Origin of the sequence: Mucilaginibacter sp. dw_454 (assembly GCF_018449775.1) — a bacterium.
Classification (GTDB): Bacteria; Bacteroidota; Bacteroidia; order Sphingobacteriales; family Sphingobacteriaceae; genus Mucilaginibacter.
The window spans coordinates 1121875-1137701 of the sequence record NZ_JAAVVB010000001.1 but is presented as its reverse complement, the minus strand read 5'-3'; the positions used below and the strand labels follow the sequence as shown (position 1 = coordinate 1137701).

13 protein-coding genes are annotated in these 15827 nt (G+C 40.4%); 9 read left to right on the top strand and 4 right to left on the bottom strand.

The window, feature by feature from the left end:
• Window positions 1–182 precede the first annotated feature (182 nt).
• The 5 genes from trpD to HB679_RS05110 all read left to right on the top strand — a co-directional run bounded on the left by trpD (window position 183) and on the right by HB679_RS05110 (window position 6075).
• Entirely contained in the window at window positions 183–1172 is a 990-nt protein-coding gene (gene trpD / locus HB679_RS05130; protein ID WP_214070858.1) for an anthranilate phosphoribosyltransferase, read from the top strand.
• 1 nt (window position 1173) lies between these two features.
• A complete protein-coding gene (locus tag HB679_RS05125) occupies window positions 1174–1815 on the top strand; it encodes a phosphoribosylanthranilate isomerase (protein WP_214070857.1) in 642 nt (213 codons plus the stop codon).
• Complete coding sequence (trpB, locus tag HB679_RS05120) at window positions 1799–2980, top strand: tryptophan synthase subunit beta (RefSeq protein ID WP_214070856.1); 1182 nt, start codon at window positions 1799–1801, stop codon at window positions 2978–2980. Before HB679_RS05125 ends, trpB begins: the two co-directional genes overlap by 17 nt.
• A 75-nt stretch (window positions 2981–3055) precedes the next feature.
• Window positions 3056–3832, top strand: coding sequence for a tryptophan synthase subunit alpha (gene trpA / locus HB679_RS05115; protein WP_214070855.1), 777 nt, complete (start codon window positions 3056–3058; stop codon window positions 3830–3832).
• Window positions 3833–4095: 263 nt separating this feature from the next.
• Window positions 4096–6075: a response regulator gene (locus HB679_RS05110; RefSeq protein WP_214070854.1), complete on the top strand. Its 1980-nt coding sequence runs from the start codon at window positions 4096–4098 to the stop codon at window positions 6073–6075.
• A gap of 3 nt (window positions 6076–6078) precedes the next feature.
• Here the strand turns inward: HB679_RS05110 and HB679_RS05105 are convergent, their stop codons facing one another.
• The 3 genes from HB679_RS05105 to sucC all read right to left on the bottom strand — a co-directional run bounded on the left by HB679_RS05105 (window position 6079) and on the right by sucC (window position 8745).
• Window positions 6079–6699, bottom strand: a complete 621-nt coding sequence (locus tag HB679_RS05105; protein ID WP_214070853.1) for an L-threonylcarbamoyladenylate synthase — start codon at window positions 6697–6699, stop codon at window positions 6079–6081.
• Window positions 6700–6842: 143 nt separating this feature from the next.
• Window positions 6843–7361 (bottom strand): YceI family protein, encoded by a 519-nt coding sequence (locus tag HB679_RS05100; RefSeq protein WP_214070852.1) that lies wholly within the window; start codon window positions 7359–7361, stop codon window positions 6843–6845.
• Window positions 7362–7554: 193 nt separating this feature from the next.
• The gene (gene sucC / locus HB679_RS05095) at window positions 7555–8745 is read right to left on the bottom strand and encodes an ADP-forming succinate--CoA ligase subunit beta (RefSeq protein WP_214070851.1); all 1191 of its coding nucleotides are present in this window, start codon (window positions 8743–8745) and stop codon (window positions 7555–7557) included.
• Between the two features lie 203 nt (window positions 8746–8948).
• Between sucC and HB679_RS05090 the strand changes: the two genes are divergently transcribed.
• The 4 genes from HB679_RS05090 to HB679_RS05075 are packed head-to-tail and all read left to right on the top strand — an operon-like array spanning window position 8949 to window position 12068.
• Window positions 8949–9602 carry an ABC transporter ATP-binding protein gene (locus tag HB679_RS05090; RefSeq protein ID WP_214070850.1) on the top strand — a complete coding sequence of 218 codons (654 nt, stop codon included), beginning with the start codon at window positions 8949–8951 and terminating at the stop codon, window positions 9600–9602.
• 1 nt (window position 9603) lies between these two features.
• Window positions 9604–9906, top strand: coding sequence for a hypothetical protein (locus tag HB679_RS05085; RefSeq protein WP_214070849.1), 303 nt, complete (start codon window positions 9604–9606; stop codon window positions 9904–9906).
• Window positions 9896–10504, top strand: coding sequence for an HAD hydrolase-like protein (locus HB679_RS05080; RefSeq protein WP_214070848.1), 609 nt, complete (start codon window positions 9896–9898; stop codon window positions 10502–10504). Before HB679_RS05085 ends, HB679_RS05080 begins: the two co-directional genes overlap by 11 nt.
• 58 nt (window positions 10505–10562) lie before the next feature.
• On the top strand, window positions 10563–12068 hold the full coding sequence (locus HB679_RS05075; protein ID WP_214070847.1) for a S41 family peptidase: 1506 nt from the start codon (window positions 10563–10565) through the stop codon (window positions 12066–12068).
• A 55-nt stretch (window positions 12069–12123) separates the two neighbouring features.
• Here HB679_RS05075 and smc read toward each other — a convergent pair whose 3' ends face one another.
• Window positions 12124–15663, bottom strand: a complete 3540-nt coding sequence (smc, locus tag HB679_RS05070; protein WP_214070846.1) for a chromosome segregation protein SMC — start codon at window positions 15661–15663, stop codon at window positions 12124–12126.
• Between the last annotated feature and the right edge of the window lie 164 nt (window positions 15664–15827).

The window sequence follows — 15827 nt, the reverse complement described above, 5'->3', positions numbered from 1 at the left end:
TTCCATATTTGCGCCGTAATGATTGCTAAAATTTCAAATAACTGGTGGTGGCTTAACGATTAAATCGTAAGGCAAACTCCTGTTATAAAAAAATAATATTTAAAAAGGGTTGCCGTGTGGTAACCCTTTTTTGTTATAAGCTTTTACGGTCATTAACCAATAAAATCCCACACGGGGCAAATATGAAACAAATACTTAATCATCTTTTCGAAAACAAAACCCTCACCCGCGAGCAGGCTAAAGATATCCTGACGCTTATCTCGCAGGGCATGTACAACAATTCGCAGATCACGGCTTTCATGACGGCTTACTGTATGCGTACCATTACGGTTACCGAGTTGGAAGGCTTCAGAGATGCTATGTTAGAACTATGCCTGTCGGTTGACTTGGGTACTGACGAACTGATTGACCTTTGCGGCACCGGTGGCGATGGTAAAGATACTTTTAATATCTCAACTCTGGCTTCGTTTGTTGTTGCCGGGGCGGGGTACCAGGTAGCTAAACACGGTAACTACGGTGTGTCTTCAGGTTGCGGGTCGTCAAATGTAATGGAGTATTTAGGCTATCAATTTACTAATGATATCGATAAGCTGAAAAGAAACCTGGACGAGGCTAACATCTGCTTTTTGCACGCGCCTTTGTTTCACCCGGCTATGAAGACCGTAGCGCCTATCCGCCGGGAACTGGGCGTGAAAACCTTCTTCAATATGTTGGGTCCAATGGTTAATCCGGCGAAGCCGAAAAATCAATTAGTGGGTGTTTATAATTTAGAGCTGGCGCGGATGTATGCTTACCTATACCAACGCTCTGATAAAAAATATACCATTCTGAATGCGTTGGAAGGTTATGACGAGATTTCATTAACCTGCGATTTCAAAACTTTTACCCCGCAAGGTGAAAAAGTAAACAGAATTAAAGAACTGGGATTTGAGAGAGTAGATCCCCTGGCTATAGCAGGCGGCTCTACTGTTGATGAATCGGCAGGTATATTTATGCAAGTATTGACTGGCGAAGCTACCACTGCGCAAAGCAATGTGGTGCTGGCTAATGCGGCGTTGGCCATTCAAACCATTAACCCGCAGAAAATATTTGCTGATTGTTTTTATGAAGCCGAGGAAGCTTTGCTGAGCAAAAAAGCGCTGCAGAGTTTTAAAGCCCTTATAGGTAACTAAGATGAAAATAAAGGTTTGCGGATTAAAATATTCTGATAATATTAAAGCCGTTGAGGAACTGGGCCCGCATTACATGGGCTTTATCTTCTATAACCGCACGCCGCGTTTTGTGGCCGATATTGACGCAGATGTTTTGACTGCTATTCCATCATCAATCATAAAAACCGGTGTTTTTGTTAATGAAAGCGTGGAGCGGATCGATGAACTGATAGAGCAATATGATTTTGGCGCTGTGCAGTTACATGGCAGTGAGTTGCCGGAATTTGTTGCCCACTTTAAGGACAAGGTGCAGGTACTAAAAGCTTTTGGGTTGAATGAGGGTTTCGACTTTGAAGTGCTGAAGGGTTATGTGGGTAAAGTTGACTACTTTTTGTTCGATACAAAAACTGATATACATGGCGGCTCGGGCAAAACCTTTAACTGGGACATCCTGAATAAATATAAACTAGACGTACCATTTTTTTTAAGCGGCGGTTTAGGTTTAGATAATTTGGATCAGATCAGTAAGATCACGCATCCGCAGTTTTATGGGGTAGACCTGAATAGTAAATTTGAGCTTGAACCCGGGTTAAAAGATATAGACAAACTAAAACAGGCTTTTAGCCTGTTCAAACAAGATAACACGCATGAAATACGGAGTTAACGAACAAGGATATTATGGCGATTTTGGTGGCGCTTACGTGCCCGAAATGTTGTACCCAAATGTTGAAGAGTTAAGGCAGCAATATTTAACAATCCTGAATGATCCGGATTTTAAAGCCGAGTTTAATCAGCTTTTAAAAGATTATGTAGGCAGGCCCTCGCCGTTGTATTATGCCAAGCGCTATTCCGAAAAATACGGCGCTAATATTTTCTTAAAGCGCGAAGATCTGAATCATACTGGTTCGCATAAAATTAATAACGCTATTGGCCAGATCTTATTAGCTCAGCGTTTAGGTAAAAAACGGATTATCGCGGAAACAGGTGCCGGTCAGCATGGTGTGGCTACGGCTACTGTCTGTGCGCTTAAAGGCATCGAATGCGTAGTCTATATGGGCGAGGTGGACATGGAGCGCCAGGCGCCTAATGTGGCCCGTATGAAAATGCTGGGCGCAAAAGTGGTTCCGGCCATGTCTGGCAGCAGAACGCTTAAAGATGCCACTAATGAGGCGCTACGCGATTGGATAGCTAACCCGGTTGATACGCATTATATTATTGGTTCTGTAGTAGGGCCATATCCTTACCCCGATATGGTGGCACGCTTTCAATCCATCATATCGTTCGAAACAAAAAAACAATTGTTTGAGCATACCGGTAAAGAATTACCAGAATATGTAATGGCTTGTGTTGGTGGCGGCAGTAATGCTATGGGTATGTTTTATCATTTTTTGGACGATGAAAGTGTGAGACTTATAGCTGTTGAAGCTGCAGGCAAAGGGGTTAATAGCGGGCATTCTGCGGCAACAACTTTCCTGGGCAAGGAAGGTGTGTTACATGGTAGCCGCACGATTTTGATGCAAACAGAGGATGGACAAGTGGTTGAACCTTATTCTATCTCAGCAGGGTTGGATTATCCGGGCATTGGCCCGCAACATGCGCACTTGTACAAAATTAAACGAGCCGAATATGCCAGTGTTACCGATGACGAAGCTTTGCAAGCCGGTTTATTGTGTTGCCAATTAGAAGGGATTATTCCGGCTATTGAGTCTGCTCACGCTTTAGCTCAATTAGAGAAAATGAAATTTAAAAAGGACGATAATGTGGTGATTTGCCTTTCAGGACGAGGCGATAAGGATTTGAACACTTATATTAAATATTTTAATTACTAAATAGTCCATGGTTCATGGGTGATGGTTCATAGCAACTTGTCACCATGAACTATGAGCTATGAACCATCAAATAATATGAACAGGCTTAACCAACTTTTTGCTACCAAAGGGAATAATTTACTGTCGATATATTATACGGCAGGGTATCCAGAACTGAATTCGACGCTGGATATAGCCGAAGCTTTAGAGAAAGCTGGTGTTGATTTTCTGGAAATAGGGTTCCCTTATTCAGACCCTGTAGCGGATGGGCCAACCATTCAAAATAGCTCACAACAAGCGCTGGATAGTGGCATGACGTTGAAGGTTTTGTTCGAACAGCTAAAAGATCTGCGGAAACGCATTAGTATTCCAATTTTATTAATGGGTTATGTTAACCCGATAATGCAGTACGGTGTGGAGCGTTTTTGCAAACAAGCCGCAGAGGTAGGAGTAGACGGTGTTATTGTGCCAGACCTGCCTATTTATGAATATGAAACTATATATGCTAAGTATTTTAAGGGCAATAACCTAAGCAATATATTCCTGATTACGCCACAAACTTCACCGGATCGGATCAGCAAGATTGATGATTTGAGTAATAGCTTTATTTACCTTTTATCGTCGTCGTCAATAACCGGGGGGAGCTTAAATGTGTCTGATAGCATTGAAGCTTATTACACCCGTGTTAAAGCTATGAACTTAAAAAATCCAACTATCATTGGTTTCGGCATCTCTGACAACGCAACGTTTACCAAAGCTTGCCAGTATGCCAACGGCGCCATAGTCGGCAGTAAATTCGTCAAGTTATTGGAAGAAGATAACTATCTGGAAAAGATTCCGGCATTTGTGCAATCAATCCGCCCGATTTACTAAAAATTTCCAAGATGTTTGCTTATTAAATCAAGTGAATTTAACCTTTAGATATTTTTAAAAATATTTCTGGATTTTTTTGCTCTATAGTATAACTCCGCTTTAGAGTATCAGTATTTTATTTATTTTTCTACTCAATAGTTCCATGATAGAGCTTTTGGACCATTGGAAAATAAAGAAATACTCCGTTCATGATTTTTTCTGCCCTGAGAAACAAACTCAAAGACACATCCATAGCGCGCAAATTGTATTTTACAATAAGCATCATGGCAGTGTTGGTGTCCATCGAGTTAAGCACGCTGTGGTTCTCGGTAAATACGTTGTCTGCGGTACGGTCTTACGTAGAAGGCGAGGGTCTGTGGTCTAAGGCTCAAAAAGATGCCGTATATCATCTGCGGATCTATACTTTCTCTCATGATGAAAAAGACTACCAGGATTTTCTTGATTTTTTAAAAGTTCCGCTTGGCGACAGAAAAGCGCGGTTGGAATTAGCCAAACCAGAGCCAGACTTTGCGACAGCCCGCCAGGGTTTTATTGAGGGGCGCAATCACCCAGATGATGTAGACGGTATGATTAAACTCATCAGGCGCTTTCATGATGTTTATTACATTCATAGGGCCTTTGTTATTTGGGGCCAGGCCGAAAGCAAAATGGAGCAGCTCATCCCATTAGGCGAAAAGCTTCATGTAATGATCAGTTCGAAATCTGCTTCGCAAGCAGATATTAACAAAGTATTAACGCAAACCGAGTTTATCAATCGCAAACTAACTAAACTGGAAGACGATTTTTCGTTTACGCTGGGCGAGGGATCGCGCTGGTTAGAGAATATAGTATTACGTATACTGTTGGCATTGTCTTTAACTATCGGTACTACCAGTATTTTGATAACAGTATCCGTTAGTCGCGGTATTGAAAAAGGACTAAAAGCCATTATAGACGGGGCGGCTTTGATACGAAAGGGTTTATTTGGTACCCGCGTTCAGGTATATTCAAAAGACGAAATTGGTGTGTTAGCCACAGCTTTTAATGAAATGACCATCACTCTCGAATATAACATGATGGACTTGAAAAATGCCGAGGATAACTTAATCAAAGAGCGCGACAGGGCAGAGGCATCAGAGAAAGTGAAACAGCTCTTTCTGGCTAACATGAGCCATGAAATACGCACACCTATGAATGCCATTCTGGGTTTTGCCAGGCTGCTGGAAGAGGCGCTTACCGATAAAGAGTTACTGGAGTATATTCATATCATCATCAAATCCGGCGATGATTTGCTGGTGATTCTGAATGATATCCTTGACTTTTCGCGCATAGAAGCCGGCAAAGTTAATTTTGAACAACAGCCATTTAGTTTGAAATCTACTGTAGATTCTATTTTGCTCATGATGGAATCAAAAGCGCAGCAGAAGAATCTCAGGATCAAGTCAAATATTGATCAAGTCATCCCCAAAATACTAATAGGCGACTCGGTAAGGCTAAGTCAAATTATGCTAAATCTGGTATCAAATGCTATTAAGTTTTCTGATAATGGCGAGATTGATATTGCGATAACCATGGTAGATGAAAACAGCCAAAATTTAATAATCGACTTTGTGATCAAAGATACCGGCATAGGTATCCCATTGGAGATGCAGGGTAAAATCTTTGAGAGTTTTGAACAGGCTACTACGGATACTATAAGGAAATTTGGTGGTACCGGGCTAGGATTAAGCATAGCCAAGCAGCTAGTAGAAATGCAGGATGGTAAGATATTCGTAAAAAGCGAACCTAACAAGGGGTCTGAATTTTATTTTAGGTTACCGTTTTTGAAAGAAAAATCACGTATCTCCAAAAATAACGTAGCCGTTAATAATGGCGGCATTTTAGAAAAAAGTGGAAAAGGTGTTAAAGTGTTAGTGGTTGAGGATAATACCATTAATCAAATGTTGATAGTAAAGGTTTTGCAAAAACGCGATTTTGAAATAGATGTTGCCGAAAACGGAGTTGTAGCGCTTAACAGATATAAAAACAAAGATTACAATATTATACTAATGGACCTGCAAATGCCAGAAATGGACGGTTATGAAACAACCCGTCGTATCAGAAGCATGGAAGCCCCTAAAAAAGATACACCAATTATGGCTATGACGGCCCATACTATAAAAGGCGAACGAGAACGTTGTTTAGCAATAGGGATGAATGACTACGTTCCAAAGCCATTTAACGTTGCCGAGTTGTTGGAAAAGATATTTGAACTGGTTAAATAAGTATCATAAATACATCTCAAGCTCACCTTTACCTTCGCGAATGATTTCGAAATCGCCAGCGGTACAATCAACCACTGTTGATGCCACGTTATCTCCATAACCACCGTCAATTACTATATCTACCAGGTCCTGGTATTTTTCGTAGATCAATTCGGGGTCGGTTGAATATTCAATAATATCATCCTCATCGCGAATAGAAGTTGATACAATTGGATTGCCTAGTTCTTTTACAATACAGCGGGCTATATCATTGTCTGGAACACGGATACCTACCGTTTTTTTGTTGGAGCTTAAAAGCTTGGGTACGTTATGACTGGCATTAAATATGAAGGTAAACGGCCCTGGCAATGCCTTTTTTAATACCCTGAAGGTAGTATTATCAATGGGTTTAATGTAATCTGATATATGGCTCAGATCGTAACAGATGAAAGAAAAATTAGCCTTCTCGGGTTTAATGTTCCTGATCTTACAAATAGCTTCAATTGCCCTATGGTTAGTAATGTCGCAACCTAAACCATAAACGGTATCAGTAGGGTAGATAATGAGTCCGCCTTTACGCAGCACTTCCACAACCTGCTCAATGGCTTTAGGGTTTGGATTTTCAGGGTAGATTTTCAGTAACATATTCAGTAAAGATAAAGAAAGTCAAACTGTCACAAATAATTTAGGGCTGACAGTTTAACCATCAACCCTAATAAATATAAATCGTTTGAGAAACGTTAGGAGTTGGCGACTAATTAACTAATCTCCAATCACTAATCTCTAACTTATGCTTGTTTAGCAAATTGAACGTTGATGATCAATTTAATGTCCTCGCCTAAAACGATAGAGCCAGCTTCGGTTACACCATCCCAGGTTAAACCGAAATCTTTACGATTGATTTTGCCTGTTACTTCAAAACCAGCTTTAGTGTTACCATAAAAATCTGCAGCAGAACCACCGTGCTCAGCGTCAAGTGTTACAGATTTGGTAATGCCTTTTATAGTTAAATCACCAACTAATGTTGAACCGTCGTATGAAGTTGATTTGAAAGTAATTTTTGGAAATTGCGCCGCATCAAAGAAGTCGCCGGCTTTTAAATGCTCATCGCGTTGTGATTGATTCGTATCTAAGCTATCTACGTCAAGAGAAAAGTTAGCTGAAGCACCAGTGAAATCGTCGTTTTCTGTTTCCAGGTCGCCTTCAAAAGTTCTGAATGAACCGGTTACAGTAGAAATAACTAAGTGTTTTACTTTAAATTGTACTTCTGAGTGCATTGGGTCTAAAACCCATTTTGTTGTTGCCATGATTTTGATTGTTTTAAATTATGAGACAAATATAAATACAATAGATGTTTAAACATGTAATTAAATTGTAATTATTCTGTCTTTTTAAATTGGTTCTTATTTTAAACTGCTTTAGGGGGGGCTTTGTTTGGACAAGATATAACAAAAAAGGGGCGTAATGCCCCTTTTTGAATAATATAACAGTGAGTTGATGTTAGGCTAAAACTTGCTTAACAATCTCTGCAGCTTCTTTTAACTGTATGGCAGAAAATACTTTCAAGCCCGAATTATCAATCAGTTCTTTAGCTTCTTTAGCGTTAGTGCCTTGTAAACGTACAATGATTGGAACCGGGATATTACCTATTTCTTTGTAAGCGTCAATAACGCCTTGCGCTACACGGTCGCAACGAACAATACCGCCGAAGATGTTAATCAGGATAGCTTTTACGTTTGGATCGCTCAGGATGATGTTAAAACCCGCTTTAACAGTTTGTGCATTAGCAGTACCGCCAACATCCAAAAAGTTAGCAGGCTCGCCGCCGGCCAATTTAATAATATCCATGGTAGCCATAGCTAAACCAGCACCGTTAACCATACAGCCCACGTTACCATCAAGCTTTACATAGTTAAGGTTTGATTTACCGGCTTCAACCTCGGTCGGGTCTTCCTCATTAGTATCGCGCATTACTGCGTAATCCGGGTGACGATATAAGGCATTATCATCCAGGTTAACTTTAGCATCAACGGCCAATATCTTATTGTCGGATGTTTTTAATACCGGGTTAATCTCAAACATAGATGAATCGGTAGCATCATATGCTTTATATAACGCGGCGATAAATTTGGTCATGTCTTTAAATGCGTCACCCGATAAGCCCAGGTTAAATGCAATTTTTCGGGTTTGAAAACCCTGCAGACCAACTTTAGGATCAATTTCTTCTTTAAAGATCAAGTGTGGAGTGTGCTCGGCAACTTCTTCGATATCCATACCACCTTCAGTAGAATACATGATGATATTACGGCCCTTAGCACGATCAAGCAATACACTGATGTAAAATTCTTTGGTTTCGCTTTCGCCGGGATAATAAACATCCTGCGCAACTAATATTTTACGTACCAGTTTACCTTCAGGGCCGGTTTGTGGGGTAATTAGTTGCATACCTAAAATGTCGGTAGCTCTTTGTTTAACCTCGTCCAAATTTTTGGCCAGCTTAACGCCTCCGCCTTTACCACGGCCACCCGCATGTATTTGTGCTTTAACTACAACCCAGCTTGAGTTGTAATCTTCCTTTAATTTTTGGGCCGCTTCAACAGCTTGTTCTGGAGTGTCGGCAACAATGCCTTCCTGAACCCTAACACCAAAACTTTTTAATATCTGTTTTCCCTGGTATTCGTGAATATTCATATATAGTTTCTTCGAAGATTTGCGGTAAATCTACAGATTTTGTTTTGAATGTTGGTGTATAGTAACCAGAGATTAGCGATTAGTTTTACGTTGGTTTGATAAAAATTATGATACAATCGATAATAGGGCTTGATTTGATAATCGTTAACAACAAAAACGTCATTAATCACTAATCTCTGATCTCTAATTACTATTTTTACCGCATGCTCAAAGCAACAGCAATCAATAAATCGTACGGCCAGCTTCAAATATTAAAAGGGGTTGATTTCGAGGTGCAAAAAGGGGAGATAGTTACTATTGTGGGTGCCTCTGGCGCTGGCAAAAGCACGTTACTTAATATCCTGGGTACATTGGATAAACCTGATACAGGGCAATTGTTTATTAATGACGTAGAGTTAAATCGCTTGAGCAATAAAAGTTTAAGCAATTTTCGCAACCGCGAAATCGGCTTTATATTCCAATTTCACCACTTGCTTGCCGAGTTTGATGCGCTGGAAAATGTATGTATTCCGGCCTTTATTGCAGGAACCCCGCGGCAGGAAGCAGCGGACAAGGCAACCGAGCTTTTAGAGTTATTAGGGCTTGGTCATCGTCTCCACCATAAACCCAACACACTTTCTGGCGGTGAACAGCAACGTGTAGCGGTAGCACGGGCATTGATTAATAACCCTGCATTAATATTTGCTGATGAACCATCAGGTAATTTGGACTCAACAAATGCGCGCGAACTGCATGAGCTATTTGGTAAGCTGCGCGATGAGTTTAATCAAACCTTTGTAATTGTAACACATAATGAGGATCTAGCCAATATATCAGACCGTAAGGTGGTGATGATGGATGGCTTAATAGTGCAATAATTTGAGCATTCTGATAACGTCGGCTATGTCGGCCGGGGCGCATAGCCTTAAAAATCAACTAGGCGATAACGAGATTGTTTTGGGCGATTATCATGATCTGCCCCAATTTATGTTATCGTCAGGTAATTTAATTCAATTACCAAATCCGCAATCTGTATCATATCCCCACCAAATGCTTGCTCTTTGTCTGGACAACTCTATTGATGTAGTCTACGTACTTGATAATGAAGAAGCCGATCAATTAATTGAAGCAAAACAATTGTTTGCCGAGTACGAAATACAAATTATTACCAATGAAATATAACGAGTTAGACCAGCATAAAACCGCTTTTATTTTTGAATTGGATAATGTGATCTACCCTGAAAAAGATTACCTGTTTCAGGTATATTACTTGTTTGCCAGCATGATAGAATATACAGAGTTGTTTGATGCTAAGGTAATGACAGATCTGATGGTAAATACGTTTCTTACAGAAGGCAAAGAAAAAATATTTGACAAGCTAAAAGAGAAATTTGCGATAGATGAAAAATACCGAATAAACTTTCAGCAGCTGATGCTGACGGCTAAACTTCCGCTCAAATTGTTAATCTATCAAGCTGTGCTTGATTTGTTGCAGGATATTGTGGTCGATCGCAAAAAAATCTTTATTGTAACCAATGGTAACCCAGCATTACAATTAAATAAGATCAAACAAACTGAGTGGCATGGCTTAGAAAAATATTTAATTTGTTATTTTGCGGAAGAAACGTCGCCTATGCCTGAACCCGATGTTATTCATCAATTGTTAAAAGACCACAAATTAGAACGAAGAGAGATAGTAATGATCGGTGAATCAGAGGATAGTAAACGCTGTGCCGAAGCCGCCGGCGTTGATTATTTTAACGTAGGTGAAATTATATAAAGGTTTAAATACAACAACATTAACCATTGTAGCGTTTTAAAAAATAATATTAGCGAACATGAAAAAAACAATACTGGCAGTATTATTAGCGTCAGCATTTTTTGCGGCTTGTAAAAAAGATAAAAACAATAATGGCGGTGGGCCGCCAAAAACCGGATCGACATTGGATTTTATTAAAGATTCGGTGTATTTGTACGCCAAAGAAGATTATTACTGGTATAGTACTATCCCGGCTTACAATTCTTTTAACCCCAGGTCTTTCACTGGGAGTACTGACCTTGCAGCGTTAACCAATGAAGTAAATGCTATTTCTCAAACCAACAGCTTTGAATATTACGCACCCTCTCCGGGAGAGGCGAAATATTCTTTTATTGACCAAGGTGAGGTATCAACCGAACTGAACGGAACCAATAGCAATTTTGGGTTCAGTCCGCTTTATAATGATGTGAATGATTTACGCGTGAAATATGTTTACACGGGGTCGCCTGCGGATCTGGCCGGTGTGAAACGTGGTTATAAAATTGTTACCATAAACGGAAATTCTTCTTTTAGTTACGATGGAGCCACCGGTACCAATACTAACTTTGTAATTAATGCGCTGTTAAACAGCAGCACTGTCACCATGACCTTGCAAAAGCCTGATCTTTCAACGCTTCAGGTTACATTAAACGCCGCCGATTACACTACTAACCCGGTAATTACTTACAAAGCTATACCGCTTACAAATGGTAAGGTAGTAGGATATATGGTTTTTAACACCTTTACATCTGACGATAATGCCGACCCGAAATTAGATCAGGCTTTTAATTACTTCCAATCACAGGGGGTAACAGATCTGGTGGTAGATCTACGTTATAATGGTGGCGGTTTTGTTTCAACAGCCGAATATATTGACAATTACATTGTGCCTGCTGCTAAAAACAACACTACTATGTACAGCTATTATTTCAATGATATCTTAGCTAACAATAAAGAAACTCTTTTAGCTCACCAGGTTAGGCGCGACCCAACTTCAAACCAATTGTATAACCTGGCACAGATCAATTACTCGGTAGCTTCAAACACCGAGAAATTTACCAAGAAAGGCTCACTTAATTTAAGTCGTGTATTTTTTATTGTCACTGGCTCAACCGCATCAGCGGCCGAGTTAACTATTAACAACTTGCGGCCGCATTTAGATGTGCAGTTAATAGGCACCACAACTTATGGTAAGCCGGTTGGCTTCTTTGATATCGATATTAATAAATACCAACTTTATATTCCTGAGTTTTCAACCAAAAATTCGGCAGCCCAAGGCGATTATTATTCTGGCATGACGCCTGGAACGAGCGATTTCCCCGGGATAAAAGACTATGACGATGTAACCAAAGAATTTGGTGACACCACCGAAACTTTGTTGCACCACGCAATTACCTATGTAAACAAGGGTACTTATAGTTATACAGCACAAAAAGTACAGGGATTAGGCGCACAAAAAACTTTCTCGATAGATCAGGCTAACAATGCAGCCATGGCGCTGGACGGCAAGAAGTTTAAAGGGATGGTTTATAACAAAAAGAAATAAAAGAAAATTTCAATCGGAATGGGGGACTTAGGTCCCCTTTTTTGTTTGCAGGCAGTTAATCTGCTAGCTCGCGCAAATCAACCGGTACAACTCGTGAAATACCTTGTTCAACCATAGTTACGCCGTAAATAACATCGGTGCTGGCAATAGTTCGTTTATTGTGCGACACAATGATGAACTGTGACTCCTGAGAAAACTTGCGGATGATATTATTGAACTTATCAATATTGGTATCGTCCAATGGCGCATCAACCTCGTCAAAAATACAGAATGGCGCAGGCTTTAACAGATAAAGCGAGAATAGGATAGCGGTAGCTGTTAAAGTTTTTTCACCGCCTGATAGTTGATTAATTGATAACGGGCGTTTGCCTTTAGGCTTAGCAATAATATCAATGTCCGACTCCAAAGGATGCCCCGGGTCTAACAAGATCAAATCGCATGAATCTTCTTCGTTAAACAACGAGCGGAATACTTTGATAAAATTCTCGCGAACCTGGGTAAAGGCAAACATAAATTTTTCGCGCGCAGTATCATCAATCTCCTGTATGGTAGCCATTAATGATGCTTTGGCTTCGCCCAAATCTTTCTTTTGATTTTGGATGAATTCATAGCGCTCATTCATTTCTTTATACGCCTCGACAGCCATAGGGTTAATAGCGCCAAAATCATCCAACTGATTTTTGAGTTTATCGGTACGGTCGCGTAGTTGCTGTTCATTTTCATCGCCGGCAATTTCTGTCTCGGGCAGATCATTGATATCTACATTAAACTCTACCGATAGGCGTTCCTTTAAAGCATTAAGTTCGATGCGCAAATTATTACGTTTATCTTTCAGCTCATTTTCAATAACCTCAGCCTGGTCTTTTTTACGACGCAGGGTGGTTATAGCTTCTTCCGTTTCGGTTATCTTACCGCGTAGTTTATAATATTCCTGCTCCGCCTCCTGCGTGGCCTTTTCCAGCTCTTCCTTTTGGCTATACATTTCCAGTAGGCCATCGTCCGAGGTATCTGATTGTTGCAGATTTTCTTGTATAGCTGCTTTTACCTTTTCCAGCTCGCTTGCGTTTTGTTTAATTCGGCCCTCCAAACTATCTTGTTGGGTGAAACGGTAGTCGAGATCTTTATTAAGACCGGATACCTTATTTTGTTGTTGATGAAAACGAATATTCTCCTGGTTATACGCGTTTGACTGGACATTAACCATTTCGTTCAATTCATTAAACTCACCTTGTTTTTCGGTCAATAAATCAGCCTGGCGTTCTTTCTTTTCTTTTAATTCAACCAACAAAGGCTGTAGCGTTGCCATTTCTTCTTTTATGCCGGCTATTTTTTGGGCAATATCGTCCTTGCGGTTAAGGCTGTTTTCAATGAAAGTTTCGTATTGTTCCTGGCGGGTTTTTACGGTAATTAATTCGGTGTTCAAGAGATTGAGTTCGGCCTGCTTCTGGGCAATATCTTGCGCCTTACCGGCAGCTTTAAGCGATGCCGATTGCGTCTGTAATTCGTTCGATCGTGTTTTAAGCTCGAATAATTCCAGCTCCAATTTTTTGATCTCTTTAGCCAGATTCTCCAGATTTTTTGCGCGACCAATTCGTTTGCCTTCAAACAAACCAACCGATCCACCAGCCATAGTATATCTCGACTTGTTGAATTTGCCGCTTTGCGCTATCAATACCAAGCCTTCGGAAAGGGTGGTGTTATTGAGGTCGTTTTCATCATTAACCAGGTAAACATTCTTTAGCAAATGATCTACCAATGGCTGGTATTTTTTATCAACTTCAACCACGTTAAGTGCAGGTATACGGCCGCTAACATCTTCTTCTTTAAAGGGTAACGAAACAGGCTCGGCATAATTGCCCAGAATAAAAAACTGAGCCCTCCCTCGTGATGAATTGCTGAGCAAATTAACTGCCTTAATGGCTTCATCATAAGTGTCCACTACATAGTGGTTCATTAAAGGCTCCAGGTAATTTTCAATAGCTATGCGATACTGTTCACGGCAAAAAAGCACATCGCTAAACAACGGCACATTCTTTGCCCATTCATGATTGTTTTTCAGGAAACGAATAGATTCGGGGAAACCTTCCAGATTATCCACCAAGCTTTTGGTTAGGTTATATTCGTTTTGCTTGGCATCCAGCTTGCGGCTTTCGGTAATGATGGTTTCTTTAACCATTTCCGCTTCGCTCTCAATAGTACCTAGCCGTTCCTGTAATTCGTTTTCGCGCTTTACTTCCTGCTCATGTTCGCCTTGTAAAGTTTCAACGCGACTTTGCAAATCAGCAACTACATCATTAAAATGCGAAAGCTCAACCTTCTTATTGGTAGCATCTTCCATATTGCGCTGACTTTCCTGCTCCAATGCTTGTTCCTGTATTTGCAGGATATCGATATCTTTCTCGGCTTTATAAGCTTGGTTTTGCAGATTGTTATTGGTAGTCACCAATTCATTCAACGAGTTGCGCGCGCTTGATTGCTGTAAACGCAATTCATCCACCATTAATTTTAGGTCGGCTACCTTGGTGCTTATGGTATCCAGGTTTTCTTCTTCCTGGGCTTTTTCTTCGTTAAGGCGTTTAATATTGTAGAGGACGTGATTAAGCTGATTACGATCGCGTTCCAGTTCTTCGGTTAAACGACTCTCTTTATCTTGTTGAAATTTTAGGTGTTCGTTCTTAATCTTCTTCTCGCTCTCATAAGCGCGAATTTTAGATACAAATTCGTTAGTAGCCTTTTGTTGTACCGATAGATTTTTCTCTTTGGTTATACTATCCAGTTTTTCCTGCTGCAAAGCGGCTTCCAGCGTATCCATTTGCGTTACTACACCAGATTTTTCTTCGCGCTGTTTCAGTTCCTGATCCTCAATGGTAGCTAACGAAGTACCAAAAGCTGCAATCTTGAACGATGCCAGTTTAATGCTCAGTGTTTTATATTCATCTTTAAGCCGGTAATAGCGCTCGGTTTTCTTAGCCTGATTCTCAAGCATTTTCAGGTTTTTCTGAATCTCGAATAACAAGTCCTCTACACGCTCTAAATCGGCTTCGGTTTCTTTCAGTTTATTGAAAGTCTGTTTTTTGCGCAGTTTATATTTAGAAATGCCCGAAGCCTCCTCAAATAAGTTGCGGCGCGAACCCTCTTTATTAGAGATGATCTCTTCGATCATTCTTAGCTCGATAATGGCGTATGAGTCTGAACCTATGCCGGTATCCAGGAAAAGGTCGGTAATGTCCTTTAAACGGCATTGTACGTCATTAAGCCTATATTCGCTATCGCCGCTGCGATAAAGTTTACGCGTAAGTGTAACCTGCGAATAATCAGTAGGGAGGATGTTTTTGGTGTTGTCGAAAGTAAGTGATACCTCCGCCAGGTTGGCGGCTTTACGGCTTTTGGTGCCGTTAAAGATTACGTTATCCATCTTCTCCGAGCGCAGCATTCGGGTACTCTGCTCACCCAATACCCAACGTATGGCATCGACCACGTTCGACTTACCGCAACCATTGGGCCCAACAATAGCTGTAACACCCTCATTAAAATTAATGGTGATCTTATCGCCAAAGCTCTTAAAGCCCTTGATTTCTAACTGTGTAAGTTGCATTTAAACCTAGTATCCCTGCGTAAATTCGAGAGTTCAAAATAATCATAAAATTTTGAATTAACCAAGGGAGCTTAAAGCTAAAAGACAAAAGCAAAAAGCTTTATTCGCCGGTAAAATTTACAGCTATTCAAAACAAAAAAATAGCTTTATGCTTTTAGCTTTAA

What these genes read in the sequence shown, in the direction of transcription:
- trpD (WP_214070858.1), top strand. Translation starts at nt 183, where the DNA reads ATGAAACAAATACTTAATCATCTTTTCGAAAACAAAACCCTCACCCGC.
- HB679_RS05125 (WP_214070857.1), top strand. Translation starts at nt 1,174, where the DNA reads ATGAAAATAAAGGTTTGCGGATTAAAATATTCTGATAATATTAAAGCC.
- HB679_RS05090 (WP_214070850.1), top strand. Translation starts at nt 8,949, where the DNA reads ATGCTCAAAGCAACAGCAATCAATAAATCGTACGGCCAGCTTCAAATA.
- HB679_RS05100 (WP_214070852.1), bottom strand. Translation starts at nt 7,361, where the DNA reads ATGGCAACAACAAAATGGGTTTTAGACCCAATGCACTCAGAAGTACAA.
- sucC (WP_214070851.1), bottom strand. Translation starts at nt 8,745, where the DNA reads ATGAATATTCACGAATACCAGGGAAAACAGATATTAAAAAGTTTTGGT.
- HB679_RS05110 (WP_214070854.1), top strand. Translation starts at nt 4,096, where the DNA reads ATGGCAGTGTTGGTGTCCATCGAGTTAAGCACGCTGTGGTTCTCGGTA.
- smc (WP_214070846.1), bottom strand. Translation starts at nt 15,663, where the DNA reads ATGCAACTTACACAGTTAGAAATCAAGGGCTTTAAGAGCTTTGGCGAT.
- HB679_RS05080 (WP_214070848.1), top strand. Translation starts at nt 9,896, where the DNA reads ATGAAATATAACGAGTTAGACCAGCATAAAACCGCTTTTATTTTTGAA.
- HB679_RS05105 (WP_214070853.1), bottom strand. Translation starts at nt 6,699, where the DNA reads ATGTTACTGAAAATCTACCCTGAAAATCCAAACCCTAAAGCCATTGAG.
- trpA (WP_214070855.1), top strand. Translation starts at nt 3,056, where the DNA reads ATGAACAGGCTTAACCAACTTTTTGCTACCAAAGGGAATAATTTACTG.
- trpB (WP_214070856.1), top strand. Translation starts at nt 1,799, where the DNA reads ATGAAATACGGAGTTAACGAACAAGGATATTATGGCGATTTTGGTGGC.
- HB679_RS05075 (WP_214070847.1), top strand. Translation starts at nt 10,563, where the DNA reads ATGAAAAAAACAATACTGGCAGTATTATTAGCGTCAGCATTTTTTGCG.